Here is a 23,640-nt window from a genome sequence, read left to right on the forward strand (position 1 = left end):
CCATAAAAATTTATAGTGTTGCTGCTAATTCAGCGCCTTGGCGTATTGCACGTTTTGCATCTAGTTCACCTGCCTCTTTAGCGCCACCAATTAAATGAACTTTTTTTCCATCTGTTTTTAACTGATCATACATTGCAGTAAATGACTCTTGGCCTGCGCAAATCACCACATGGTCAACCTCAAGTACACTTGGTTTCCCATCCATAATTATATGTAAACCTTGATCGTCTACCTTGTCGTATTGCACACCTGCAAACATTTTGACCTGACGATTTTTTAGTCCTGTGCGATGAATCCAGCCTGTTGTTTTACCTAAACCAGCACCTACAGCAGCAGTTTTACGTTGTAGTAAATAGATTTCTCGTTCAGAGGCCTCAACTTTTGGCTGTTTTAAACCGCCTACATGTTCATATTGAGTATCGATTCCCCATTCTTCATAAAACTTTTCTGGATTTAAGCTGCCACTTTCACCTTCATGAGTAAGATATTCAGCTGTGTCGAAACCAATACCACCCGCTCCAATAATGGCAACACGTTGTCCTACTGGCACACGCTCTTTTAAAACCTGTAAATAGCTCAGTACTTTAGGATGATCAATTCCCTCAAACTGTAATTGACGAGGCGTTACACCTGTTGCAACCACAATTTCATCAAAATTTGCTTGGCTTAATTCTTCGTAAGTTGCTTGATGGTTTAATACAAGTTCAATATTTGGTCGCAATTCAATTTGACGACTAAAGTAGCGTAAAGTTTCGTAGAACTCTTCTTTTCCAGGAACTGTTTTTGCAATATTAAACTGACCACCAATTTGATGACTTGCTTCAAAAACTTTAACTTGATGCCCGCGATCAGCTGCATATACCGCAAAACTTAAACCTGCCGGACCCGCACCAATAACAGCAATATTCTTTTTAACCTGAGCTTCTTTAAAGATCAGCTCAGTTTCATAACATGCACGCGGGTTTACTAAACAAGTTGCAATTTTCATTGAGAAAATATGATCTAAACAAGCTTGGTTGCACCCAATACACGTATTAATTTCATCACTACGGCCTTGACTTGCCTTCAAGACAAACTCAGCATCAGCTAACATTGGTCGTGCCATAGACACCATATCAGCATGACCAGATGCTAATACATGTTCAGCCATTTCAGGCGTATTGATTCGGTTAGAAGTAATTAAAGGTATAGAGACTTCACCTTTGAGTTTTTCAGTCACCCAAGTAAATGCAGCACGCGGAACTTTGGTTGCAATTGTTGGAATACGCGCCTCATGCCAACCAATACCAGTATTGATTATGGTTGCACCAGCTTTTTCAATTTCTTTTGCAAGCTGAATCACCTCATCAAAACTTGAACCGCCTTCAACTAAATCAAGCATGGATAGACGATAAATAATGATAAAGTTTTCACCGACTAATTCACGCGTACGCTTTACAATTTCAATTGGGAAGCGGATACGATTTTCGTAACTACCGCCCCATTCATCATCACGATGATTCGTACGAGCTGCAATAAACTCATTAATTAAATAACCTTCGGAGCCCATGATTTCTACACCATCATAGCCCGCATATTGAGCAAGTTTGGCACAGTTGGCAAAGTCATCAATGGTTTGTTGTACTTCCGCAGAGCTTAAAGCTTTAGGCTTAATCGGGTTAATCGGTGCTTGAATTGCTGAAGGTGCAACGTTATTTGCCTGATAAGAATAACGACCCGTATGTAAAATCTGCATAGCAATTTTACCCCCAGCTTCATGAACAGCTTGGGTAATTACTTTATGTTTTTCAGCTTCTTCAATTGTATCTAGTTTGGTTCCGTGGCTAAAGACAACACCATCATCATTTGGAGAAACACCACCAGTTACAATCAGCCCCACATCACCTTTTGCACGCTCAGCATAAAACGCAGCCATGCGCTCATATCCTTGCGGTGCTTCTTCTAAACCAATATGCATAGACCCCATAAGCACACGGTTTTTTAAAGTAGTAAAGCCTAAATCAAGTGGCTTTAATAAATGTGGATAAGCTGACATATTTTCTCCTATGGCTAGCAATATGCTTGCTAATGCAACTTGTTGCATAAATTTATAATCAAATTTTGACTTTTATGCAACATGTTGCATAATCTCATGAGTCACACTTTACTTTTGCTTACAAACTGGATTGCCATGTCACTTCCTCATGTTTTATTGACCAGCTTGCTTGAACGTCCAAGTACAGGGTTTGACCTCGCCCGCCGCTTTGACCGATCAATGGGCTTTTTCTGGAATGCCACTCACCAGCAAATTTATCGTGAACTCAATAACATGCTTAAAAAAGGCTGGGTTTCCACTTTAGAAAATGAAATGGATATTGGCCGAAAAAAAACCTATCAGGTCGAACAACTGGGTCGCATAGAACTAGCTTCATGGATGACTCAACAAAGTGAACCTGCGCAGCTTCGTGATGATTTAATGGTTAGATTGCGTGCAGAAGCACAATTGAGCAATAATCAGATATTACCTGAACTGTTAAGGCATCTTGGTTTACACCAAGAGAAGCTCAAACTTTATCAAAGTATTTATGATAAAGATTTTAAAGACAGTGATGATCTAAATGACCGTGTGTTATACATCCACAAAATGATCTTAGAACTTGGAATTACGATGGAAAGTGAATGGATCAAATGGTTGGAACAAGTCATCCCTCAATTAAAACGCTTTGCCCAAGATAACCCATCTGGAGAATAGCCATGCCGTATTACACCATGCCCGATCGGGAAAATTTATTTGTACGCCGTGTTGGTCGTGGTGAGCCTGTTTTGGTTTTATCTGGCCTTGGCATGCAAAGTTGGCAGTGGCTACCGTTTATTTATGCAAACCGCAAAGAATATGAGTTTATTATTCCAGACTGGCGTGGTTTCGGTGGGTCAAAGAATTGTGCAATTCCCGAGCAAGATGCCATTTCTAGCCATTGGCAAGATGTTGCTCATTTAATAGATCAATTAAAACTCGATAACTTTATCTTAATGGGCTATTCAATGGGCGCAACAACTGCCATGCATGGCATGAAACATGCGCAACTGGCACAGCAGTTAAAAGCCTATTTACATATTGATCAAACACCGAAAATATCAGTAGATTCGACTTGGGAATATGGTTTATTCGGCCCTCTTCACACCCAGTTCAAACAATTATTAAATGATATTTATCAATTATTGTTAAAGCATAAAAACGCAAAATATCTTTATGAGCTCTCACTTCCAGATCGACAAGAACTAGTCCGTCTATGGGTAGATTTTATTGAATTGCAAAGTAGCAATCCTTTTAGTCCGCTAGTTTTTAAAACAGCTTTAAAACAGCCTTTTTTACAAAAATATTTATTACCTATTCAACGTTTAGATTACTTGTTTTGGTATGTCGAAAATTATCTTTATCACAATGAAGATTATCGAGAAGCAATTCAGCAGTTAGCATGTCCAACGACTTTCTTTATTGGTCGTAATTCGACACTTTATCCAGAAACTGGTCAGACGCTGATTGCACATAGTGTTGAACATGCTAAAGCCATATATTTTGAACGTTCAGGCCATACACCTTTATTAACCGAACCCAAAAAGTTTGGGCATGAAATTACTACATTCTTATCCGAACTCAAGCACGCTTCTTAAAAAAATAAAGGGATCTATTTATAGATCCCTTTATTAAATCAATAAATAATTAAGCGGAATGAGCTAACTCTTTTGCTTTTAGTTGCTCCGAGACACTTAACAAAAGTTGCTCTGTTTTTTCCCACCCTAAACAACCATCAGTTACTGACTGGCCATAAGTCATTTCACAAGAAATCTTTTGGTTACCATCAACCAAATGACTTTCAATCATGACACCTCGAACTTGTGTTTTTAAACGTTCAGCAACGATTTGCTTTAAAACTTCTGGCTGACGCAACGGATCTTTACCACTGTTACCATGACTACAATCAATCACGAGTGCAGGTAGATTTTGTTTGTATTTTTCGCGTATCGCCTGAATTGAAGCCAAATCGTAATTTGGTCCATGATTTGCACCACGCAAGATCAAGTGCGGTAATGGATTCCCAGCACTTTGAATCACTGAAGGCAAGCCTTGCTGGTTCATTCCTAAAAATTGATGTTCATTTTGCGCGGACTGAATCGCATCTAATGCAATCTGAATTGAGCCATCAGTACCATTCTTGAAACCAATACTGTATGGCATATGACTTGAGATTTCACGGTGAATCTGAGATTCGCTTGTTCGAGCTCCAATTGCACCCCAAGCCAATAAATCATCAAAATAGCCAGTTGCCATTGGACTTAAAATTTCACTCGCAATTGGCAAACCCTTTTCAATAATCTGTAGGTAGAGTTCACGAGATTTTTCTAAACCAAGTTGTAAATTTGATGAACCATCTAAATTTGGATCATACATGAACCCCTTCCAACCCACTGTGGTACGTGGTTTTTCAATGTATGTACGCATAACGATAAAAATCTGATCTTTAACTTTTTCTTGTAATTTTTGCAGTTTTTCAGCGTATTCAAGTACTGCAACTGGATCATGAATTGAACAAGGCCCTGTAATTACCATTAGACGATGATCTTTGCCGTTAAGAATATTTTGAATAATTTGGCGGTGTTCGGCAATTTGACGTGCGAAAGAGTATGCAAGCGGGTATTTCGCTTTTAACTGGATAGGTAAACTAACTGGTGTTTCTTTTGTATTGGTTTGAGTCAGTAAAGTATTTAGGGCATTCATTGGTTTTTTCCTTGGGACTGCAATCTACTCAGTCCGATCATTTATTTGAGCGTTTTGGATCTATTCGTTGGTAAAGGTAAGCAAAAGTAAAACCAATAAAAGTTGCTAAAGTACGAATAAGTCATGTTGTTCATTTTAAGTTCCTCGATTCTAAAAAGATAAAGCATAAAAAAACCTGATCGGGGTTGCCGATCAGGTATTAACTGTGATGGGCAACTTTCTCATGCCCGAATACGCTCAGGCAACTATCTAAATTGCCAAAAGTAATAGTAAGCGTTAGTGTTCACAGATTGATTTAACATCTTTATCTCAAATATTAAAAAATGTTCCTTAAATCTAAAATACGCATTGTTGATGAGTTTGACAAGTCTTTTTTTTGAAAAAAACTTCTTATTTTCTCGCTTAAGATTTGATTCAATGATGCATTAACGAATCAACCCTTGAGGTTGCAAAATAATTAAACCAGCTCCACAAAGCACAATTAGACCACCTAATATATCCCATCTTGTTAATCCCACCTGATCAACAAAGCGTAGCCACATAAGCGCAGTAAAAATATAGATACCGCCATAGGCCGCATAAATGCGTCCAGAAGCTGCCGGATGTAAAGTCAACAGCCATACAAAGACCGCCAAGCTTAAAATAGTAGGTAGCCATAACCAAGCCGACTTCCCTTCTTTTAAAATCAGATAAGGAAAATAACAACCAAGAATTTCAGCAATTGCCGTGATAATAAATAACCCGAATACACTGAGTATTCGGGTTATAGCAAGACTATCAATTAACATAAGTTATGCTGGTTCTGCCGTATGATGATCTTCAAACACTTCAAGTTTTAAGCCGACAGCTTTGCCATCTTCTTTTTTCACCGATACAGCCACGTTACCACCATGATCTGCAAGTTCACCAAACAGAATCATTTCAGCGAGTGGTTTCTTCAAGTGTTCTTGAATGAGACGTTGCATTGGACGAGCACCCATCAAACGGTCATAACCATTTGTAGCCAACCAATCTCTCGCACTTTGATCAACATCAAGAACAACTTGTTTTTCATCCAATTGCGCTTGTAATTCTGTCAAGAATTTGTCGACTACAGACTCAATCACAGTTGTTGGCAATGCTTTGAATTGAATAACACCATCTAGACGGTTACGGAACTCTGGAGAGAAAGCACGTTTCATCGCTTCTTGGTTATCAGAACTATGATCTTGTTCCGTGAAACCAATGCTCGCGCGAGAAATACTTTCTGCTCCAATATTCGTAGTCAGAACAATAATCACATTTCTAAAATCTGACTTACGTCCATTGTTATCCGTTAAAGCACCATGATCCATGATTTGTAGCAATAGATTAAACACATCTGGATGTGCTTTTTCAATTTCATCAAGCAACAAGACACAATGTGGATTTTTGTGAATCGCATCAGTAAGCAGCCCACCTTGGTCATAACCAACATACCCTGGAGGTGCACCAATTAAGCGTGAAACTGCATGACGTTCCATATATTCAGACATATCGAAACGTACAAGCTCTACACCCAATAATTTAGCGAGCTGCTTAGTAACCTCAGTTTTACCTACGCCTGTTGGACCAGCAAAAACAAAACTACCCACTGGTTTATCTGGTGACTTCAATCCAGCACGAGATAACTTGATCGCTGAACCTAATGCAGTAATTGCTTCGTCTTGACCAAACACCACACGTTTCAAATCACGCTCAAGATTTTCAAGCACTGATTTATCATCTTTAGACACAGTTTTTGGTGGAATACGAGCAATCTTAGAAACGATATCTTCGATATTCTCTACGGTAATCAAGCTATCATCAGTTTCAGCTTTCAAACGGCGTTGAGCACCTGCTTCATCAATGACATCAATTGCCTTATCTGGCAAGAAACGATCATTAATGAATTTAGCAGAAAGCTCTACAGCTGATACCAAAGCCTTATCGTCATATTGTACGTGGTGGAAATCTTCAAACTTAGTTTTCAATCCACGTAAAATATCAATCGTTTCAGCAATACTTGGCTCATTGACATCAATCTTTTGGAAACGACGAGATAACGCATGGTCTTTTTCAAAAACCTGACGATATTCTTGGAAAGTCGTTGAACCAATACAACGTAAAGTACCATTAGCTAAAGCTGGCTTAATAAGATTTGATGCATCCATTGTGCTGCCCATACTTGAGCCTGCACCAATGATCATATGAATCTCATCAATGAATAAAATCGCATTTGGATTTTTCTTCAATGCATTAAGCAATTGTTTTAAACGCTTTTCAAAGTCACCGCGATATTTAGTTCCAGCAACTAATGCACCAATGTCTAGACTATAGATTTCAGCCTGACTTAAAGGTTTAGGCGCCTTACCATTCACAATTAACCATGCCAAACCTTCAGCAATCGAGGTTTTACCCACACCCGGATCACCTACAAGCAATGGATTGTTTTTGCGACGGCGGCATAGAATTTGTGCTGTACGCTCAATTTCTTTTTCACGACCAATCAGTGGGTCCGTTTTGCCTTTTTGCGCTTCAACATTTAGATTCAGCGTATAAAGCTCAAGTGGCCCTGCATTGCTTGCGCTAGTTTCACCTTCAATATCTTCAACTTCTTCTTCAACTTGTACTTCGTCTTTACGTGTCCCATGAGACAAGTATTGAGTCAATGTCAAACGATTGATTTGATGACGTTTAAGTAAATACACAGCAAAAGAATCACGCTCTGAATACATTGCGACCAAAACATCTGCACCTTCAACAGTACGATCGCCGCCACTTGATTGCACGTGAAAAATAGCACGTTGCAAAATGCGGTCGAAACTTTCTGTTGGATGAGGCGCTTGCTCGCTATTTTCGCCAAGCTTAGGAGTATGCTGTTCTACATATTCTTCTAATTCTTTACGCAAAGAAACTATATCAGCCCCGCATGCTTTTAATGCATTTACGGCTGAATCGTTGTCGAGTAGTGCTAATAATAAATGTTCAACTGTAAGAAACTCATGTCTCTTTTGACGAGCCATGCTAACAGCCAAACGTAATGATACTTCTAATTGACGACTGAGCATGTAACCCCCTTATGCTTTAGGCTCAATCTGGCAAAGTAATGGATGACCTTGCGATCGAGCGTAATTATTAACAAGGTTTGCCTTAGTTTCCGCGATGTCTCTTGGATAGACTCCGGCAATACCTTTACCTTCATAGTGTACTGTTAGCATTACTTGAGTTGCTTGGTCAAGATTCATTGCAAAGTATTGTTGTAAAATTTCAATTACAAAGTCCATTGGAGTGTAATCGTCATTCATTAATACGACTGCATATAATGGGGGACGCTTGAGTTCAGGAGGAGCTGTTTGTACAACAACCTCTCCATCATGATCTTCGTTTTGCGAATCACTTAAGCGTGGGTGGAAGTGCCAATCGACATAGCCAGACTGCTGAAAAGAAGCCTTGATATATTTTAAGTTTGTTTGACGCTTATTTGTTCGCATAGGATGTTACTATTGTGAATTTGCTTCAGCTTGAGGAATTTCTGCCACGAAAGCAGAAGATGTTTCGACAGGTTTACCACGCTGCCAACTAAAACGTTTAATAATCGGTGTTTCAGAGCCGCCTGTTAAACGCACTTCAATAAATTGAGGTGTGAAACCTTTAGGCATCGTCCAACGACCTGTCAAACGTTCAAAGTCAGTAAAGTTAAAGTTCTTCGCTTCAAGCGGTACGACTAAAACTTCAGTATCTTTGATCAATCTTATTTCAACAGATCCTAAAGCACGGCGCTTACTTGGACTTACTTGGACTAAATCTAGCTGATATTCATAAGCATTTTCAGGCAAAGGCTTAATTGCCAGATTTTGAATTGTTAAGCTCAAACCACCACGTTGTCTCAAAATCTCACGATAGATATTACTCATACCTTCTTGCTGAGTCTTATCGGCATTCGCTTGATTAAGTGCTTCAAATAAATCATTTGCGTTGGTCACAGCCACATCACGCTCTTGCACCGCTGCATTAAGGCTTTTGTTAACTGCATCTAAAGCTGTTTTTTGCTTTTGCACCACTTCAACCAATTGCTCCGCATCTGCATCGTAACCAACAACAGTTAAACCTTGACGGTGCCCAATTGTATAGCCGAGCGCAAAACAACCACTCATTAAAATAGCAGCACCAATAAACAAAGGCTTATTGGTGTTTAAAAAATTTTTCTTTTGCAACGAACTTTCTGCCGAAGTCGTCTGTCCAGAGTTTTGCATCGTCATCTCAGTGTTCAAGATCAGAGTCAAGACACACATTTAAATCGAAATTTAAATGTGTGTGAAGCAAAAAAGAGTTTTTTATGGTAATAAACCAATCCCTTGTAAGCCTTCATCTTCATTAAAGCCAAACATAAGATTCATATTTTGTACAGCCTGACCAGATGCACCTTTTACAAGGTTATCTTGAGCCGCCAAAATAATGAGTTTATTTGGTTGTGGTTTATATAATGCAATACGAAGTTCATTCGCACCGCGTACACTACGTGTTTCAGGTGAACTATTTGCAGGCATAACATCTACGAATTTTTCATTAGCATAGAAGTTTTCATACAAAGCTTGTAAGTCTGTCTGCTTACCAGCTTCTGTCAAATCTACATAAATTGTACTCAGCATACCGCGAATCATAGGTACTAGATGAGGAACAAATAAGAGTCCATCAAACCCGCCCTTTTGTCCTGCAATATTTTCTAAGGCTTCTACAATTTCCGGATGATGACGATGACCTGCAACACCATATGCTTTAAAGTTATCAGCGTTTTCACTATAAATCATGCCCAAGCTTGCTTTACGGCCAGCACCAGAAACACCAGACTTCGCATCAATAATAATATTTTTGGTTTCAATGAGTGCTTGTGATGATTTTAATAGTGGCGCTAAACCTAATTGAACAGTCGTCGGATAGCAACCAGGGTTACCAATAACCTGAGCTTGTTTAATTTTTTCGCGGTTTAACTCAGTTAGACCATATACAGAATCTTTTAGTACATCTGGGCAAGCATGCTCCATACCATACCATTTTTCAAATTGTTCAAGACCTTGTAAGCGAAAGTCTGCTGCTAAATCAATAACTTTAGTTCCAGCTGCAATTAAATCTTTGGCATGTTGCATGGCAACACCATGTGGCGTTGCAAAAAATACAACATCACATTCTTTTAATGCATCAATGTTTAAATCTGAAAATTGAAGATCTGTATGTCCACGTAAATTAGGGAACATATCTGCAACTGGTTTGCCCGCTTCTGTACGTGAAGTAAGAACTCGAACCTGCGCTTTAGGATGTCGTAATAAAATACGTAATAGTTCAACGCCTGTATAACCCGTTCCACCAACAATTCCGACAGAAATCACGTGCATTACCTCAATTTTTGAATCTATACTTGGGCAGTAGTATGACAGGATGTCCAAGCTTACAAAACCATTTCATGCTTGGTAATTTTAATTTTTTTAATTTTAGCGACAATCAGATAGCACTTACTGGACTGTCATAACCACATAAATATCAGCAAATAAATACCAGATTAATTTTTGGAGAGCTAGGATGCTTCAACAATCAAAAGAAACAAAATTACCCACGTACCTTGGCTTGAGCACATTCATTTTAAGTGTAGCCCTTACTGGTTGCGGAGGTGGAGGTAGTAGTGGAGGCAATTCACCCACTACACCAACGCCCGTTGACCCCACACCTGAAGCAACAACTGATGTTACTTTAAAAACCCCTGTAGAAATGCGTAATATCCAGCTTAAAGTATATGACAATACCAACAACGCTATTCTAGTGGATACTTCAATTGCGAGTTTAAATAGCTTTAATGTCAAAATTCCTACTGCAAAATTGAATCGTTTATATCGCGTAGAAATTACAACTCAAAGCTCATCTCAAGTGTTTGACCCCATTACTCCACAATACCAAAATTTGTCAGGTATTTATCATGCATTTATTACACCAAACAGTGTAAGTGGCAGAATCCAATTCATTAGCCCAAGCAGTGAAGCAGTTTATCAACGAGCTGTCATACGTTCGGGACAACTCCCTCAAGAAACGGTTGACCCAACCCGTATTGAGCAATTACATGTGGATTTAGCTTCTCAAGATGTCTACAAATCGTTAATGAATGCGTTTAAAGATGGTGACATTCCAAGTTTAAGTCCAGCTAATTCCCTTCTGAATTTAACTTTGTTGCGATACTCAACTACTAAACCTAGTACATATGTAGATAGTTATCTTAGCTTTGGTTACTTACAATATTGGTCAACGATTCATGGCGGAGCAAACACCTACCAAGAACTTGTTAAAAGTTTAGCAACTGATTTAAAAGATGGCTTTTTGGATGGGAAAAAACTTCATGGGGATCAAACATCCTTCACTCCTATTTTCACACCTGCTCCAGATAATATTGATCCACTAAAAAATACACTGTTAGATATTGCAGCTAATCAAAAAGTAACGCGCGATTACTTTGGAACCAACCTAAAAGCATTTACTTTGCAATTGGCTCAGGCTAATTCACAACAGTCTTTAGATCAGACGGGTTATGAACTTCTACAAAAAAAACAATATACAGGAATTGTTCCTACTGTAAATTCAACAATATTCATTCGCATTGACGGTGCTGGAGATTACCGTAGAGCTGTTGGGTTTACCACCACAGCGACGTGTAATGGATCAACCTACCCATGCAAACAAGGCTTAACCAGCATCAATCTATCAGATCCAAACCTACCAGCTACAGACTATTTAGTGGGTCACTATAAAGACACCTCAACTGGATGTCAGCTTAATTTTCGTGCGAACGGTCAAATCGACTTGAGTAAAGGCTCACAAATTTATCGTGCTGCTTTAAGTGCTGATAGTACCGATAATTTATTGCAAACAGATGCTGCCAGCTCAAGTTATTTACTCAATTCAAGTTCAGCCGAACCAAATAACTCGACGCAACAATACAACTTTATCCAATTATCTATTAAAGCAAATAAGATTATTAGTGCTAAAGCAGGTTTAGATAGCCGGAAAGCACCCGATAGCTTACAAACACCGCAACTAGAATGTGCCTTTAATTAAGCTGAAACATACCACCATGCAGGCAATGGATTTGATTTAAGTTGTCTGCGGTGTTTTTGAAAATATGGATCGTATTTTTCAACTTCTGCCCAAAATGCAGGACTATGGTCAAAATGTTTAGTATGCGCCAACTCATGAATAGCCACATAGCGAGCAATTTCATGTGACATAAGCACCAGTCCTGCATGTAGCATAATATTATGCTGACTACTACAACTTCCCCATCGAGTTTTCGGGCGACGAATTGTACACTCCCTATAAGCCAAATGAGTGTGCTCACTTAATTCTTTCAAAAGCTCTGGTAATTCTTGTTTCGCATAAGCAATAACTGCGTTTTGCAATGCCAAATATGGCTGTGTGTCTTTAATAAATAAAGAATTGTTTTCCCAGTCGAATTGAAAAACACGATGCTGCTTTTGAACAACGACTTGAAATGGCTCTTCTTTATTAAAGAAATAAATTTCCGAAGGAATTTCAATGGATGCCGATTGGACGTTTTGTTGCTTATGCCATGTCTCGGTTAACCATTGTTCAGATTGTGCTAAAAAATGCTGAATTTGCTTCTTACTACAAAATAAAGGAACCGTAAGACGGATTGAAGCAGGCTCAACACGTAAGCGCAATTTTCTTGCTCTTACGTGTCGAACGATTTTAATCTCTGGCATTTTTGCAGACATTACTGTGCTGTACGCTCTTCAATACCATTATTCGTTGCAACAATTGCAATCGTTGCCGGATTTAAGGCGAAGATACCGTTAGTTACCACACCAGGAATATTGTTAATTGTTTTTTCCAGCTCAATAGCATTTAAAATATTAAGATTGAAAACATCCAAAATAACATTACCGTTATCTGTAACTACACCTTCACGATAAACCGGATCACCACCTAAACTTACCAATTTACGAGCTACAGCCGAACGCGCCATTGGAATAACTTCTACTGGTAATGGAAAATCACGTCCAAGTTGATCAACCCATTTTGAATCATCAACAATACACACAAACTTCTTAGCAATTGATGCAACAATTTTCTCACGTGTTAATGCAGCACCGCCACCTTTAATCATATGCATATGACGGTCGATCTCATCTGCACCATCAATATAAGCATCTAGACTACCTACATGGTTCATATCAACCACTTCAATACCAAGTTTTTTAAGACGATCAGCAGTTGCTTGAGAACTTGCCACAGCTGCTTCTAATTGTAATTCTGGGAGTAAATCAATTAGAAAATTTACGGTACTTCCAGTCCCAACACCCAAAATGCCACCTTTGGGTAAGTGTTTTAAAGCAGCTTTCGCAGCAGCTTGTTTCTTTTCATCTTGGGTTGCATATAGGCTCATTACATCACTCAACTATTTTTTGACATTTATGCGCCAATAAACGGCGCAAATGCACAAGGGTTTGCTACAATAATTTCCTATTTTAAACTGTTATAGGGAAGATGAACATGCTGTCTCGTGTGGTACGACAAATTTTACAAGCAACGGTTTATGATGTTGCAATTGAAACACCTCTCGAAGCAGCTCCACGAATTAGTCAAAAATTAAACAATACAATTCGTTTTAAGCGTGAAGATTTACAACCCGTTTTTTCTTTTAAATTACGCGGCGCCTATAACCGTATTAGTCAATTACCTAAAGAACAACTTGAACGCGGAGTAATTTGCGCCTCTGCTGGCAACCATGCTCAAGGCGTAGCATTGTCAGGACAAAGACTAGGAATTCCCGCTATTATTGTTATGCCAAGCACAACACCTGACATTAAAGTTCAGGCTGTTAAACGCTTAGGTGGCCAAGTCGTGTTACATGGCGATAGCTTTGATATCGCAAATAAATATGCTCAACAACGTGCAGAAGTTGAAGGTCTTGTATTTATTCCACCTTATGACGACGAGCTTGTCATTGCAGGTCAAGGCACAATTGCCAATGAAATATTACGTCAATGGCGTGATGTAGAATATGTGTTTGTTGCTGTAGGTGGTGGTGGCCTTATCTCAGGCGTAGCTGCTTACCTTGGTGAAGTTGCACCGCACGTAAAAGTTATTGGTGTTGAATATGAAGAGTCTGCTTGTTTAAAAGCAGCTTTAGAAGCAAATGAACGTGTAATTTTGCCACATGTAGGCCTATTTGCAGATGGTACAGCTGTTGCACAAATTGGTGCTTTACCATTTGATATTATTCGTTTGCGCAAATCTGATAATTCAGGACCAATTGTTGATCCTGATATTGTCACTGTGAATACAGATGAAATCTGTGCAGCAATTAAAGACACATTTGATGAAAACCGCAGCATTGTTGAACCTTCTGGAGCAATGGCTTTAGCGGGTATCAAAAAATATATTCACGAACATAAAATCAGTAATAAAAATATGGTGTCGATTGTGTGCGGCGCCAATATGAATTTTGACCGCTTACGTTATATTGCTGAGCGTACGGAGTTAGGTGAGCAACGCGAAGCGATTTATGCAGTTACCTTATCTGAAGAAAAAGGTGCATTCTTAGGCTTCTGCCGTGCTTTACAAGGCCGCAATATCACTGAGTTTAACTACCGAGCAAACAATACAGAGGAAGCACAAGTATTCGTCGGTATTAGTTTGAAAGGTGGAGATGCAGAGCGTCATGAAATTTTAGAGCAGCTTAAACAGCAAGATTATATTGTAGATGACCTTTCTGACGATGAGGTTGCCAAATTACATATTCGTTATTTAATTGGTGGTCACGCAAATCTAGATGATGAAAGATTGTTCCGTGTTGAGTTCCCTGAACGTCCAGGCGCCCTCTTAACATTCTTAACTCGTTTAGGCCCAACTCACAACATTACCCTCTTCCATTATCGTAACCATGGTGCAGCAGAAGGACGTGTTTTAGTTGGCTTACAAGCAACCGATGCGAAACAAAACCCTGATGGATTGATTGAAACGCTTGAGCAGATTAATTATCCGTATGCAGAAATTACTGATAACGTCGGCTATAAACGCTTCTTAAAATAATCTTTAATTTTGATGAAGAAGCCGACAAAGTTGTCGGCTTCTTTATACAATCTTTTTATATTTCTATCATCTTTACATTGCATCTCTTTATCTTAAAGAAAATATCCTTAAAAATAATGATCTAACTCGGAAAAAAGGACCAACATGGCACAATTCGCAGTCATTGGCTTAGGTAGTTTTGGAGCAACGGTAGCTCAAGAACTCACAAAATTAAATCATGATGTTATTGGCATCGATACAGTAAAAAAGAATGTCGAAAATCTTGCCGACGTTTTAACTCATGCCGTCATTGCTGATGCTACTGACGAACATGTGCTTGACGAATTGAATATCCAAAATTGTGATGCTGTTGTAGTTGCAATTGGTGAAGATATTGAAGCCAGTATTTTGTGTGTGTTGAACTTAAAAAATCTAGGCATTGATAAAATTTGGGTAAAAGCAAAAACCAAAGCTCATCACACGATTTTGTCACACCTCAATATCAATAAGATTATTCATCCTGAAGAAGATATGGGGGTAAGAGTTGCTCAAGCTCTGAATTACCCAATGGTAAGTCGCTATATGTCTTTAGAAGATGACCATTACATTATAAAAATTGAGATCCCAGATAAGCTTAACGGCATCAATTTATATGGCATTATGCAGCAAGCTCCTCAGGTTAAAACATTGCTCGTGAAAAGACAGCAGCAAATTTTGTTTGAGACTGAAGAAAATTTCACTTTGCAAACACATGATATTCTTATTTTAGAAGGTCATTTATCGCACTTAAAGAAACTTTCTAATTGCTTCTTATAAGAAAACGAACTCTAGAATATGTCTATATATCCCAAGCCTCATAAAACGTTAAATTTAAGCCCTCCTTCACTTTTAGCGCTAGGGTTTTTAGGCTTTATTACTTTTGGCACTTTGTTGCTTAAATTGCCATTTGCGAATACAGGCAATGTCAGTTGGATGGATGCGCTTTTTACAGCCACCTCAGCAGTTACCATTACTGGTCTATCTGTTTTAAATATTCATGAATCTTTTACCCTCTTTGGGCAAACTATTATTTTATTACTGATCCAGTCCGGCGGTTTGGGTTTTATGACTTTTGCGATATTGGCAGCATTAAGTTTGTCACCAAAAGTTGGTCTTAAACAGCAAATGATGGCTCAAGATAGTCTCGGGCAAACGAGCCTATCTAAAGTTACTTTTGTTGCTAAAGGCGTTGTCACCTATACTCTTATTTTTGAGCTGATTGGTACAATTATTCTCACGACTGCTTTTACACCAACATACGGGTTTGCACGTGGTTTATATTATGCAGTTTTTTATAGCATTTCCTCATTCAACAATGCTGGTTTTTCATTATTTTCCAATAGTTTAATGAATTTCCAAAGTAACTATATTATTTGTATAACCATTAGCATCCTTTACACTTTAGGTGGTCTTGGTTTTTTAGTACTCATGGATATTAAACAAAACAAAAAATGGAAAAAACTAACACCCAATAGCAAGCTTATTCTTACCACTATTGCAATTATCAACCTCGTTGCGTTTATTTTAATATGGGCCTTAGAAGCTCAAAATCCCGCGACTTTAGGGACATTAAACTCAGGTGAACAAGCCTTAAACGCTTGGTTTCAAGCAACAGTTCCACGATCTTCAGGCTTTAATACCATTGATACAGGTGCAATGACCAATAGTAGCTCCTTACTCATGATGTTATTGATGTTTATTGGTGGTGGCTCACTGAGTACAGCGGGTGGAATCAAAGTTGGAACCTTTGTCATTTTAGTACTTAGTGTAATTTCATTTTTACGCCGTACAGATGAAATTAGAATATTTAACCACTCTGTATCTCACGAAACGACCTATAAAGCATTAGCAGTGACTGCTATTACGAGCATACTGATTTTTATAGGCTTCTTTACTCTTTTGCTCTTAGAACCTAAAGCAGATTTTATGAACTTGCTTTTTGAGGTTGTTTCAGCGGCATGTACAGTGGGTCTCTCTCGTGGAATCACACCAGATTTACATAACGGTAGTTTATTCATTTTAAGCCTACTCATGTTTGCTGGAAGGCTTGGACCTTTAACACTCGCCTATTTAATCGCTACTCCGAAAAAGAGTCGACTCAAACATCCTCAAGCCAATATTCAAATTGGATAATAAAAAAGCCGCTTTAAAAGCGGCTTTTCTTATAGCGTCTTAGTACCAATTCAAGAGCGATACACCCAAACCAGCATAAGTTGCTCGATGGTTATAATCAATCAAGCTTTCACCATAACCATTAAACAACTGGAAATGTCCGCGTAACTTGCCACTGATTGGAAAAGCCCAATCAAATTGCACAGCACCATGAGAGTCATCACCACCTTTCAATGAATGACGCAGCATTAAAGAGAAGTTATTCTGCTTCCACTTATAAAACGCTGTTAAATCACCACGACCAATGTAATCTTCCATATCCGGATTATTATCATCTTTACTATCTTCTTCAAGACGAATCCATGGACGAAGCATTAAAGCAAAATTACCACGCTCCAATCCAACATTAAAAATTACACGGTTCCAGCTACGAGATAATGGATCTGAACGACCATTTGACTGATGGTTTAAGGTAACTCCAAGCAAACGCCCATCTAAACCAAGCAACTCGTAGTTCGTTCTAAACATTAAACTTGCTTCTGGCTCATAGTTCGTTTCACGGAATGGGCGAGATTCTTCAGCATTGAACGTCTGCCAGCGTGAAGATTGTGTATACCCTACCCACAAATCACCATTATTTCCAAAAATATTTTCCCAAGCTTTGGTTTTCAAAGAAATCTGAAACTTACTTTCTGTTGATTTCAGATTCTGAGCATCCGTTACAGTGTTATTTGGATTTGGACTACTCGGGAATTCATTCTTGTCACTGGTCCAAAATACAGGTAGTAAATAGACTGGTTGATAAGCACGAATATTCCAAACACCTAGCTTACTTTTTTCAGATAATTCCCAACGTTGATCTAGCAAAGAAGTAGTAGGTTCAAGTGTAGGTGCTTTACCAATCACTTTAATATTACTAACTGTATCTACCACCTTCTCTTTAAATGTTTCTGGTTGAACAACAGGCTGATCGATTTTTTTAACAGGCTCAGGTACTACAGCGGCTTGCACAACAGGTAGAGCTGCTGGTTTAAATACAGAGTCGTAACAAGCCAGACGATCGGCATTCGAAGCAAGAGCAACACATGCATCAACTGTGGCAGGGTTTGCTGGAGCTAAGGTATCAGCATATGTTACAGACGCACATAAACAGCTAAGCATGATTCCCATGCTTAGCTGTAAAGATGTGCGTTCAAATTGTTTGAACGCCATGTTCAATCTCCAATTTTTATTTTAATTAACTTGTTGAATGGTAAAACCTAATTGCTGCAATTCATCACGTTTAGCAAATGGCGCAACTACAGCTTTTACAGGAGTTTGCTCTACTAAATATTGACGAGCAACACGTTTTAAATCATCCAATGTTACATGTAACAATCTTTCACGCAAAGTACGGCGGAAAGCTGGTGTTCTCGCATGCAACAATGCATAACATGCTGTAATCGCTTCACCTGCTGGAGAGCCTGGTTTATCCATACTTGCCACTAAACCAAGAATTGCTTCTTCAAGCTGATGAGGTTGTTGCTCTGTATTTAATAACCATTGCACGCTTGCTTCAAAGTCTTTGAACGTCTCTGCTAAACGTGGGTCACGGTAACTAAAGAAACGGAATGAACAAGCATTTCCATCATAACTAGCACCGCCGCCATAAGCACCACCTTTTTCACGGATAGCACTGTGCAAGAATCCGTTACGTAAATAAGCTGCCAATACCATTAATGGAGCCGCATCTGGATGTGATACTTCTACGGCTTGATATGCAGACGCACAGAATTGAACATTGGCCTGAATTAACCACGCTTCATGATTATTATCATTAGCTTGTTCTACTTGAGTTAACTCAGCTGTAGCTGTATCAACATTTAATTTATCCCAAACATTCTGGATTTCTTCAACCAAACGTTCAGATTGATGTTCTTCACAGACAAGTAAGAACTGTTTAGGCGCTTGCAACAACTTACTATGAATACGTTTTAATTCTGCAATCAGCTCATCGTAAGCGGCATCATCTTGGGTAATTTTAGTAACAAGCTCACCCAACCAGTTCAATGCACCTAAACCCGTGTTTTGATAGTCACGTTGAGCCAGAGCACTCATGTTACGAGAAGCAATCTGCATCGCATAGCTGTGACCTGAACCAGATAAACGAGATTGCCAACGTGTTTTACGTTGTTGCAGTAACTCGATAATTCGTTCTTTCTCATCAAATCGAAGCTGTTCAAATGCTAATTTTAATAAATGAATTGCATCAAATTTCTGAGTCAACGATTTAGTCGTTAAAGTCAGCCAAGCACTAATTTTATCTTTATCATCAACTTTACTACGTAAAGAAGCACCCATTCCTAAACCACCACTTACAGCGGTTTGCAAGTTTTGTAGTTCAAGATAGCCATATTCGCCTGCACCCACTTCACCCATCAAAATAGAAAGCAAATTGAAGTAAGGTGACTTCACAATATCTTCAGGGATCTGGATAAGTACTTGTTGATAGTAAATGCCGTTAGTACCCGCATGGTACAAGTTCAACGGCGTATCCATACGATTACAAATAATTTCGCGTAACTGACCTTGCACAATATGCAAGTCAGCAGGTACATCTTCCAAACCTACTTTTGGCAATAACTCAAGATTATCAGGAGTGTCCTGACGTTCCTCTAAAGCCTTAGTCTTAGCAATGATTTCAGCCTTATCAGCATCTGTTAGCTTTTCACCAATAGCCGCTAAACGAGCTTTTTCCGCTTCCTGCTCTTTTACAGACTTGGTCGGGTCTGGAACTAAAGTCATTTGTACGCGATGAGGGTTGTCGAGCAAATGTGTTTGAATCAGATTTGATAACCACATTGGGTCTTTCAACTCTTCTTTAACTTGTGCAATTGCGCTGTCAACATCCCAAATTTGGATTGGATCATTATGGTGAATCGCACCACTTAAGCCATTTAAAATTAGACTTAAACCATACGGTGTACCATCACCATTAATTTCACGTTGATGTAACTCGATTTGATGCAAAATTGCATCGACTAAATTACTATCAATTGGTTTTGCAGCAACATCACGCAGAATATTTAAAACACCCTCTCTAAAGCTTTGCGCATGTTCAGGATTTGAACCTTGAACACCACAGTAGAAAGTCATTTCAAAATTACTATCGTCTACGCCCATTAATGGACCTGTAGATTGAGCATAACCACAAGTTTCTAAGTAATGACGCAGTGGCGAAGCCGAATTTTCTAATAAAATTCCTTCGACTAAACGCATTCCTAAACGCAATTTAATGTCATTTGCTTCTGGTAATAACCAAGATAAAACATGATAAGTCTTATCTTTTAAATCATCGCTATCAAGACCATAGTTCTCTGTTACTTCAATTGGCGCTGCTAAACGTTTTTCAGGCTTAGAATATAAAGTTGTACCCGCAGAAAACTTATGTAGAGCTAGTTTTTCAAATTGCTCTTGCAACTCATATGCTGTCTGATTACCAAAGGTCATAAAAACAGCATTACTTGGGTGGTAATGTACTTTATAAAATTCGACTAACTGCTCATACGTTAGATCAGGAATATCTTTAGGATCACCACCTGAGTTGTAATGATAGGTCGTTTCAGGGAATAAATGATGGGCCAACTGATGATAAAGTTGGTCAGACGGTGCACTCATTGCACCTTTCATTTCATTAAAAACAACACCTTTATAAACAGGTTGTCCATTTTCAAGTTCAATACGAATACCTTCTTGAGCAAAATCAAGTGGATTCAAATTGGCAGCAAATGCCGCATCAAGATAAACAGAAAGTAAGTTTTGGAAATCTTTTTTGTTTTGAGTAGCGAATGGATATGCTGTCCAGTCTGCTGCTGTAAATGCGTTCATAAAAGTATTTAAAGAACGACGAATCATTAAAAAGAATGGATCACGTACCGGAAACTTTTCAGATCCACACAAAGCCGTATGTTCTAAAATATGTGCCGTGCCTTTAGAGTCCATAGGCTGTGTTCTAAAAGCAACAAGAAATACATTTTCATCATAATCAGTTGCCAAGTGATAATGCACCGCACCTGTGACTTTATGCTTATATTCAGACACTAAAATATCTAATGCTTCTACATGGTGCTGACGTAGCAACTGAAACGCAGGGTGAACAGTTTGAGAAATGGTTTCAGTGACATCTACAGTCATGTGATCTCCTAACATATCGGATAAGTGAATAAGTCTCATTATAGCCTGAGTCAGCTTGAGATTGGCGAACAAAAGCCAAGTAAAATACTATGTTTTTGTTGAGTATTAGTTTTCATTGGCACTGCTTTGATATCAAGCATATAGCCATGAATGTTTTATCCTAACAGAACAAAAGCTTTTAATTCTATGTATATGATAGACATTGAATAAAAAAGCTGATTAATTTTATCTCAACGAGCTATTTGTGAGTCTAAAGAATTTTCACACAATAATATTTTTCCACTAATTTTTGATTTAACTGAATTTTATTCAACAAACTACAGCAAATCCAAGCAATGGTGTAAACTTAGCAACCTGATTTTTTATTTTGTGACAGCACATATGGCAACTGTAGATCTTTTTGCAATTGGTAATGCATTAATCGACCAAGAATTTAAAGTGTCTGATGATTTTCTTAGTCAACAAGGTTTGCAAAAAGGCACCATGCAGTTGTCCGATGGCGACACTCAATCTGCTCTTTATGCGGAGTTAAAACAGCATCAAGATTATAAAGGTCAAGCAAGTGGTGGTTCTGCTGCGAATACTACTGTAGCCTTTAGTGCATTAGGTGGAAGTGCTTTTTATGGTTGCCGCGTTGGTAACGATGATTTGGGTTCAATTTATCTGCAAGGTTTAAATGAAGCTGGCATCCAAACCACTCCAAAATCAATCAGTGAAGGCGTGACAGGTACCTGCATGGTACTCATTAGTCCTGACTCTGAACGTACAATGCATACTTATTTAGGCATCACTGCTGAACTTTCTCAAGATCAAATCGACTTTGAACCGTTAAAAACAGCAAAATGGCTTTATATTGAAGGTTATCTTTCTACAAGTGAAACAGCGCGCAAAGCTGTAAAACAAGCCAGAGAAATTGCAAAAGCAAATGGCGTTAAGATTGCTTTATCTCTTTCAGATCCTGCCATGGTGCAATACGCTCGCGAAGGCTTAGAAGAGCTCATGGATGATGGCGTAGATTTACTATTTTGTAATGAACAAGAAGCGTTAATGTATACAAATACAACAACTGTTGAAGATGCTCTTGCTCAATTACGTTTTAAAAATCATACAGTAGTCATTACACAAAGTGCTAAAGGTGCTTTAGTTTCTAACTCTACTCAACATTTCCATGTTGCAGGTCGCCACGTAGAAGCCGTTGATACAAATGGTGCTGGCGATGCATTTGCAGGCGCATTCCTATACGCCCTAAACCATCATCAAGATTTGAATGCTGCTGCACAGTTAGCTGTCTTAATTTCTAGTGAAGTTGTTTCTCAATTTGGCCCACGTTTAGCGATTAATGATTATGCTAAACTTCTTGAAAATTTTCAGAAGGAATGTGCTTGAAATGGAAAGGATCTGTATGACGGAAGAAGTTCCTGAGCGTGAAGCTAGAGCTTTTGACACTTTACAAGGAACTACTATTTTCATTACGCAACGTGATGGCGCATTCTATGCTTACCAAAACTTATGCCCTCACTTGCAAACAGAGCTTGAATATTTAGAAAATCAATTTCTTGATCAAGACCAAGAATATATTCAATGTTCTACCCATGGTGCTTTATTTACTGTGGAAACAGGTGAGTGTATCTCAGGACCATGTTTAGGTGATTTTTTAAATAAAGTTGAGATTAAAGTACATTCAGATGGCGGTATCTATATCGTAGACTGAAACGATCAACATTAGAGTTTCTGCCATGGCTGATTTCTTTTTCAATTATTATCTTATGCCATTTCACTTAAGTGTAGTGGCTTTGATATTACTCAGCGTGGTAGAAACCATTGGTATGTATATTGGACTTCGTCCAAGTCAATTACTCAAAAAAATTGCGCCTGTTTGGCTTTCTAACTCGCCACTACTTAACGTTAAATTTTCTAAAGCTTTAATTTTCGTTTTTTTACTTATCAATTTTAGTTTTGCAGGCTATTTTTTACAGCTTTCTTTCTTTGCAATCCAGCATTATTTTATTTCACCATTTTATTTAATCGTCCCAGCCCTTGTCATCGCAATCTTTTTTACTGTATTCATGATTCACTGCCTTGACCAAGTAATTAAACCAAAGCTTACTCATACAAACTATAATCTTTTAGGACGTTTAGCGACAGTTTCCAGTGGTAATGCTAGACCTGGATTTTCTGCCCAAGCGCGAGTGCGTGATGAATTCGGCCAGCTCCATTACGTTCAAGTCGAACCAGAATACGGCGAACTCGAATTATACTCACAAGTTATCCTTGTAAGAGTGCATAAAAGCCATTATGTAGCCAAGAAAATTTCTGTATCAAACGATCTTTTCGCCCCCGATTAAATTCTCACTACTATTCTATTTACTTGCTGCTTTTTGCAGGCTTTATTACGTCTATATTTTATTATTTTCTTTTTAATTAATTATTTATTATTCCAACTATTTTAGTTTGAAATAGTATTTATAAATATAATATACAACCATTTT

General features: G+C 38.4%; 20 protein-coding genes. 9 read left to right on the forward strand and 11 right to left on the reverse strand.

Annotated elements, in window-relative coordinates:
- Window positions 1-10 precede the first annotated feature (10 nt).
- Complete coding sequence (locus J690_RS13195) at window positions 11-2,035, reverse strand: NADPH-dependent 2,4-dienoyl-CoA reductase (protein WP_032036323.1); 2,025 nt, start codon at window positions 2,033-2,035, stop codon at window positions 11-13.
- A gap of 135 nt (window positions 2,036-2,170) precedes the next feature.
- On the opposite strand from J690_RS13195, the gene J690_RS13200 reads away from it, so the two are divergent.
- Both J690_RS13200 and J690_RS13205 read left to right on the forward strand, forming a co-directional pair.
- A complete protein-coding gene (locus tag J690_RS13200; RefSeq protein ID WP_032036326.1) occupies window positions 2,171-2,731 on the forward strand; it encodes a PadR family transcriptional regulator in 561 nt (186 codons plus the stop codon).
- 2 nt (window positions 2,732-2,733) lie between these two features.
- Entirely contained in the window at window positions 2,734-3,651 is a 918-nt protein-coding gene (locus tag J690_RS13205; RefSeq protein WP_002120883.1) for an alpha/beta fold hydrolase, read from the forward strand.
- A 49-nt stretch (window positions 3,652-3,700) separates the two neighbouring features.
- On the opposite strand, the gene J690_RS13210 is transcribed toward J690_RS13205, so the two are convergent.
- The 6 genes from J690_RS13210 to argC form a co-directional block, all read right to left on the reverse strand.
- Window positions 3,701-4,756 carry a 3-deoxy-7-phosphoheptulonate synthase gene (locus J690_RS13210; protein ID WP_032036328.1) on the reverse strand — a complete coding sequence of 352 codons (1,056 nt, stop codon included), beginning with the start codon at window positions 4,754-4,756 and terminating at the stop codon, window positions 3,701-3,703.
- A gap of 425 nt (window positions 4,757-5,181) precedes the next feature.
- Entirely contained in the window at window positions 5,182-5,544 is a 363-nt protein-coding gene (locus J690_RS13215; RefSeq protein ID WP_032036330.1) for a YnfA family protein, read from the reverse strand.
- 3 nt (window positions 5,545-5,547) lie between these two features.
- A complete protein-coding gene (gene clpA, locus J690_RS13220) occupies window positions 5,548-7,824 on the reverse strand; it encodes an ATP-dependent Clp protease ATP-binding subunit ClpA (protein ID WP_032036333.1) in 2,277 nt (758 codons plus the stop codon).
- 9 nt (window positions 7,825-7,833) lie between these two features.
- Entirely contained in the window at window positions 7,834-8,247 is a 414-nt protein-coding gene (clpS, locus tag J690_RS13225) for an ATP-dependent Clp protease adapter ClpS (protein ID WP_032036335.1), read from the reverse strand.
- A gap of 9 nt (window positions 8,248-8,256) precedes the next feature.
- A complete protein-coding gene (locus tag J690_RS13230) occupies window positions 8,257-9,015 on the reverse strand; it encodes a DUF6776 family protein (protein ID WP_081405168.1) in 759 nt (252 codons plus the stop codon).
- A gap of 75 nt (window positions 9,016-9,090) precedes the next feature.
- The gene (argC, locus tag J690_RS13235; RefSeq protein WP_081405169.1) at window positions 9,091-10,146 is read right to left on the reverse strand and encodes an N-acetyl-gamma-glutamyl-phosphate reductase; all 1,056 of its coding nucleotides are present in this window, start codon (window positions 10,144-10,146) and stop codon (window positions 9,091-9,093) included.
- 184 nt (window positions 10,147-10,330) lie between these two features.
- Between argC and J690_RS13240 the strand changes: the two genes are divergently transcribed.
- Window positions 10,331-11,851, forward strand: coding sequence for a hypothetical protein (locus tag J690_RS13240; RefSeq protein WP_032036342.1), 1,521 nt, complete (start codon window positions 10,331-10,333; stop codon window positions 11,849-11,851).
- Here J690_RS13240 and J690_RS13245 read toward each other — a convergent pair.
- Window positions 11,848-12,528 carry a YgjP family zinc-dependent metalloprotease gene (locus J690_RS13245; RefSeq protein WP_032036343.1) on the reverse strand — a complete coding sequence of 227 codons (681 nt, stop codon included), beginning with the start codon at window positions 12,526-12,528 and terminating at the stop codon, window positions 11,848-11,850. The genes J690_RS13240 and J690_RS13245 overlap by 4 nt on opposite strands.
- Window positions 12,528-13,199: a ribose-5-phosphate isomerase RpiA gene (gene rpiA / locus J690_RS13250; RefSeq protein WP_032036345.1), complete on the reverse strand. Its 672-nt coding sequence runs from the start codon at window positions 13,197-13,199 to the stop codon at window positions 12,528-12,530. The genes J690_RS13245 and rpiA overlap by 1 nt, the downstream gene beginning before the upstream one ends.
- A gap of 101 nt (window positions 13,200-13,300) precedes the next feature.
- Here rpiA and ilvA point away from each other — a divergent pair, with 101 nt between their 5' ends.
- The 3 genes from ilvA to J690_RS13265 all read left to right on the forward strand — a co-directional run bounded on the left by ilvA (window position 13,301) and on the right by J690_RS13265 (window position 16,999).
- On the forward strand, window positions 13,301-14,848 hold the full coding sequence (ilvA, locus tag J690_RS13255) for a threonine ammonia-lyase, biosynthetic (RefSeq protein WP_014206951.1): 1,548 nt from the start codon (window positions 13,301-13,303) through the stop codon (window positions 14,846-14,848).
- 144 nt (window positions 14,849-14,992) lie between these two features.
- The gene (locus J690_RS13260) at window positions 14,993-15,643 is read left to right on the forward strand and encodes a potassium channel family protein (protein WP_032036347.1); all 651 of its coding nucleotides are present in this window, start codon (window positions 14,993-14,995) and stop codon (window positions 15,641-15,643) included.
- Between the two features lie 18 nt (window positions 15,644-15,661).
- A complete protein-coding gene (locus J690_RS13265) occupies window positions 15,662-16,999 on the forward strand; it encodes a TrkH family potassium uptake protein (protein WP_005073970.1) in 1,338 nt (445 codons plus the stop codon).
- A gap of 39 nt (window positions 17,000-17,038) precedes the next feature.
- Here J690_RS13265 and J690_RS13270 read toward each other — a convergent pair whose 3' ends face one another.
- Together J690_RS13270 and J690_RS13275 are read right to left on the reverse strand one after the other, a co-directional pair.
- Window positions 17,039-18,190 carry a phospholipase A gene (locus J690_RS13270; RefSeq protein WP_032036348.1) on the reverse strand — a complete coding sequence of 384 codons (1,152 nt, stop codon included), beginning with the start codon at window positions 18,188-18,190 and terminating at the stop codon, window positions 17,039-17,041.
- 21 nt (window positions 18,191-18,211) lie between these two features.
- The gene (locus J690_RS13275) at window positions 18,212-21,151 is read right to left on the reverse strand and encodes an insulinase family protein (RefSeq protein ID WP_032036350.1); all 2,940 of its coding nucleotides are present in this window, start codon (window positions 21,149-21,151) and stop codon (window positions 18,212-18,214) included.
- Between the two features lie 381 nt (window positions 21,152-21,532).
- Between J690_RS13275 and J690_RS13280 the strand changes: the two genes are divergently transcribed.
- The 3 genes from J690_RS13280 to J690_RS13290 are packed head-to-tail and all read left to right on the forward strand — an operon-like array spanning window position 21,533 to window position 23,496.
- The gene (locus J690_RS13280; RefSeq protein WP_017480985.1) at window positions 21,533-22,537 is read left to right on the forward strand and encodes an adenosine kinase; all 1,005 of its coding nucleotides are present in this window, start codon (window positions 21,533-21,535) and stop codon (window positions 22,535-22,537) included.
- A 16-nt stretch (window positions 22,538-22,553) separates the two neighbouring features.
- Window positions 22,554-22,862 (forward strand): Rieske (2Fe-2S) protein, encoded by a 309-nt coding sequence (locus tag J690_RS13285; protein ID WP_002121079.1) that lies wholly within the window; start codon window positions 22,554-22,556, stop codon window positions 22,860-22,862.
- A 25-nt stretch (window positions 22,863-22,887) separates the two neighbouring features.
- The gene (locus J690_RS13290; protein WP_002121106.1) at window positions 22,888-23,496 is read left to right on the forward strand and encodes an OB-fold-containig protein; all 609 of its coding nucleotides are present in this window, start codon (window positions 22,888-22,890) and stop codon (window positions 23,494-23,496) included.
- Window positions 23,497-23,640: the final 144 nt, after the last annotated feature.

Source organism: Acinetobacter sp. 742879, assembly GCF_000588535.1.
In the GTDB taxonomy this organism is placed as follows: domain Bacteria; phylum Pseudomonadota; class Gammaproteobacteria; order Pseudomonadales; family Moraxellaceae; genus Acinetobacter; species Acinetobacter pittii.

Bases quoted from the DNA above. Each gene is read 5' to 3' on its own strand.
- J690_RS13195 (WP_032036323.1), bottom strand. From the start codon at position 2,035: ATGTCAGCTTATCCACATTTATTAAAGCCACTTGATTTAGGCTTTACT.
- J690_RS13200 (WP_032036326.1), top strand. From the start codon at position 2,171: ATGTCACTTCCTCATGTTTTATTGACCAGCTTGCTTGAACGTCCAAGT.
- J690_RS13205 (WP_002120883.1), top strand. From the start codon at position 2,734: ATGCCGTATTACACCATGCCCGATCGGGAAAATTTATTTGTACGCCGT.
- J690_RS13210 (WP_032036328.1), bottom strand. From the start codon at position 4,756: ATGAATGCCCTAAATACTTTACTGACTCAAACCAATACAAAAGAAACA.
- J690_RS13215 (WP_032036330.1), bottom strand. From the start codon at position 5,544: ATGTTAATTGATAGTCTTGCTATAACCCGAATACTCAGTGTATTCGGG.
- clpA (WP_032036333.1), bottom strand. From the start codon at position 7,824: ATGCTCAGTCGTCAATTAGAAGTATCATTACGTTTGGCTGTTAGCATG.
- clpS (WP_032036335.1), bottom strand. From the start codon at position 8,247: ATGCGAACAAATAAGCGTCAAACAAACTTAAAATATATCAAGGCTTCT.
- J690_RS13230 (WP_081405168.1), bottom strand. From the start codon at position 9,015: ATGACGATGCAAAACTCTGGACAGACGACTTCGGCAGAAAGTTCGTTG.
- argC (WP_081405169.1), bottom strand. From the start codon at position 10,146: ATGCACGTGATTTCTGTCGGAATTGTTGGTGGAACGGGTTATACAGGC.
- J690_RS13240 (WP_032036342.1), top strand. From the start codon at position 10,331: ATGCTTCAACAATCAAAAGAAACAAAATTACCCACGTACCTTGGCTTG.
- J690_RS13245 (WP_032036343.1), bottom strand. From the start codon at position 12,528: ATGTCTGCAAAAATGCCAGAGATTAAAATCGTTCGACACGTAAGAGCA.
- rpiA (WP_032036345.1), bottom strand. From the start codon at position 13,199: ATGAGCCTATATGCAACCCAAGATGAAAAGAAACAAGCTGCTGCGAAA.
- ilvA (WP_014206951.1), top strand. From the start codon at position 13,301: ATGAACATGCTGTCTCGTGTGGTACGACAAATTTTACAAGCAACGGTT.
- J690_RS13260 (WP_032036347.1), top strand. From the start codon at position 14,993: ATGGCACAATTCGCAGTCATTGGCTTAGGTAGTTTTGGAGCAACGGTA.
- J690_RS13265 (WP_005073970.1), top strand. From the start codon at position 15,662: ATGTCTATATATCCCAAGCCTCATAAAACGTTAAATTTAAGCCCTCCT.
- J690_RS13270 (WP_032036348.1), bottom strand. From the start codon at position 18,190: ATGGCGTTCAAACAATTTGAACGCACATCTTTACAGCTAAGCATGGGA.
- J690_RS13275 (WP_032036350.1), bottom strand. From the start codon at position 21,151: ATGACTGTAGATGTCACTGAAACCATTTCTCAAACTGTTCACCCTGCG.
- J690_RS13280 (WP_017480985.1), top strand. From the start codon at position 21,533: ATGGCAACTGTAGATCTTTTTGCAATTGGTAATGCATTAATCGACCAA.
- J690_RS13285 (WP_002121079.1), top strand. From the start codon at position 22,554: ATGACGGAAGAAGTTCCTGAGCGTGAAGCTAGAGCTTTTGACACTTTA.
- J690_RS13290 (WP_002121106.1), top strand. From the start codon at position 22,888: ATGGCTGATTTCTTTTTCAATTATTATCTTATGCCATTTCACTTAAGT.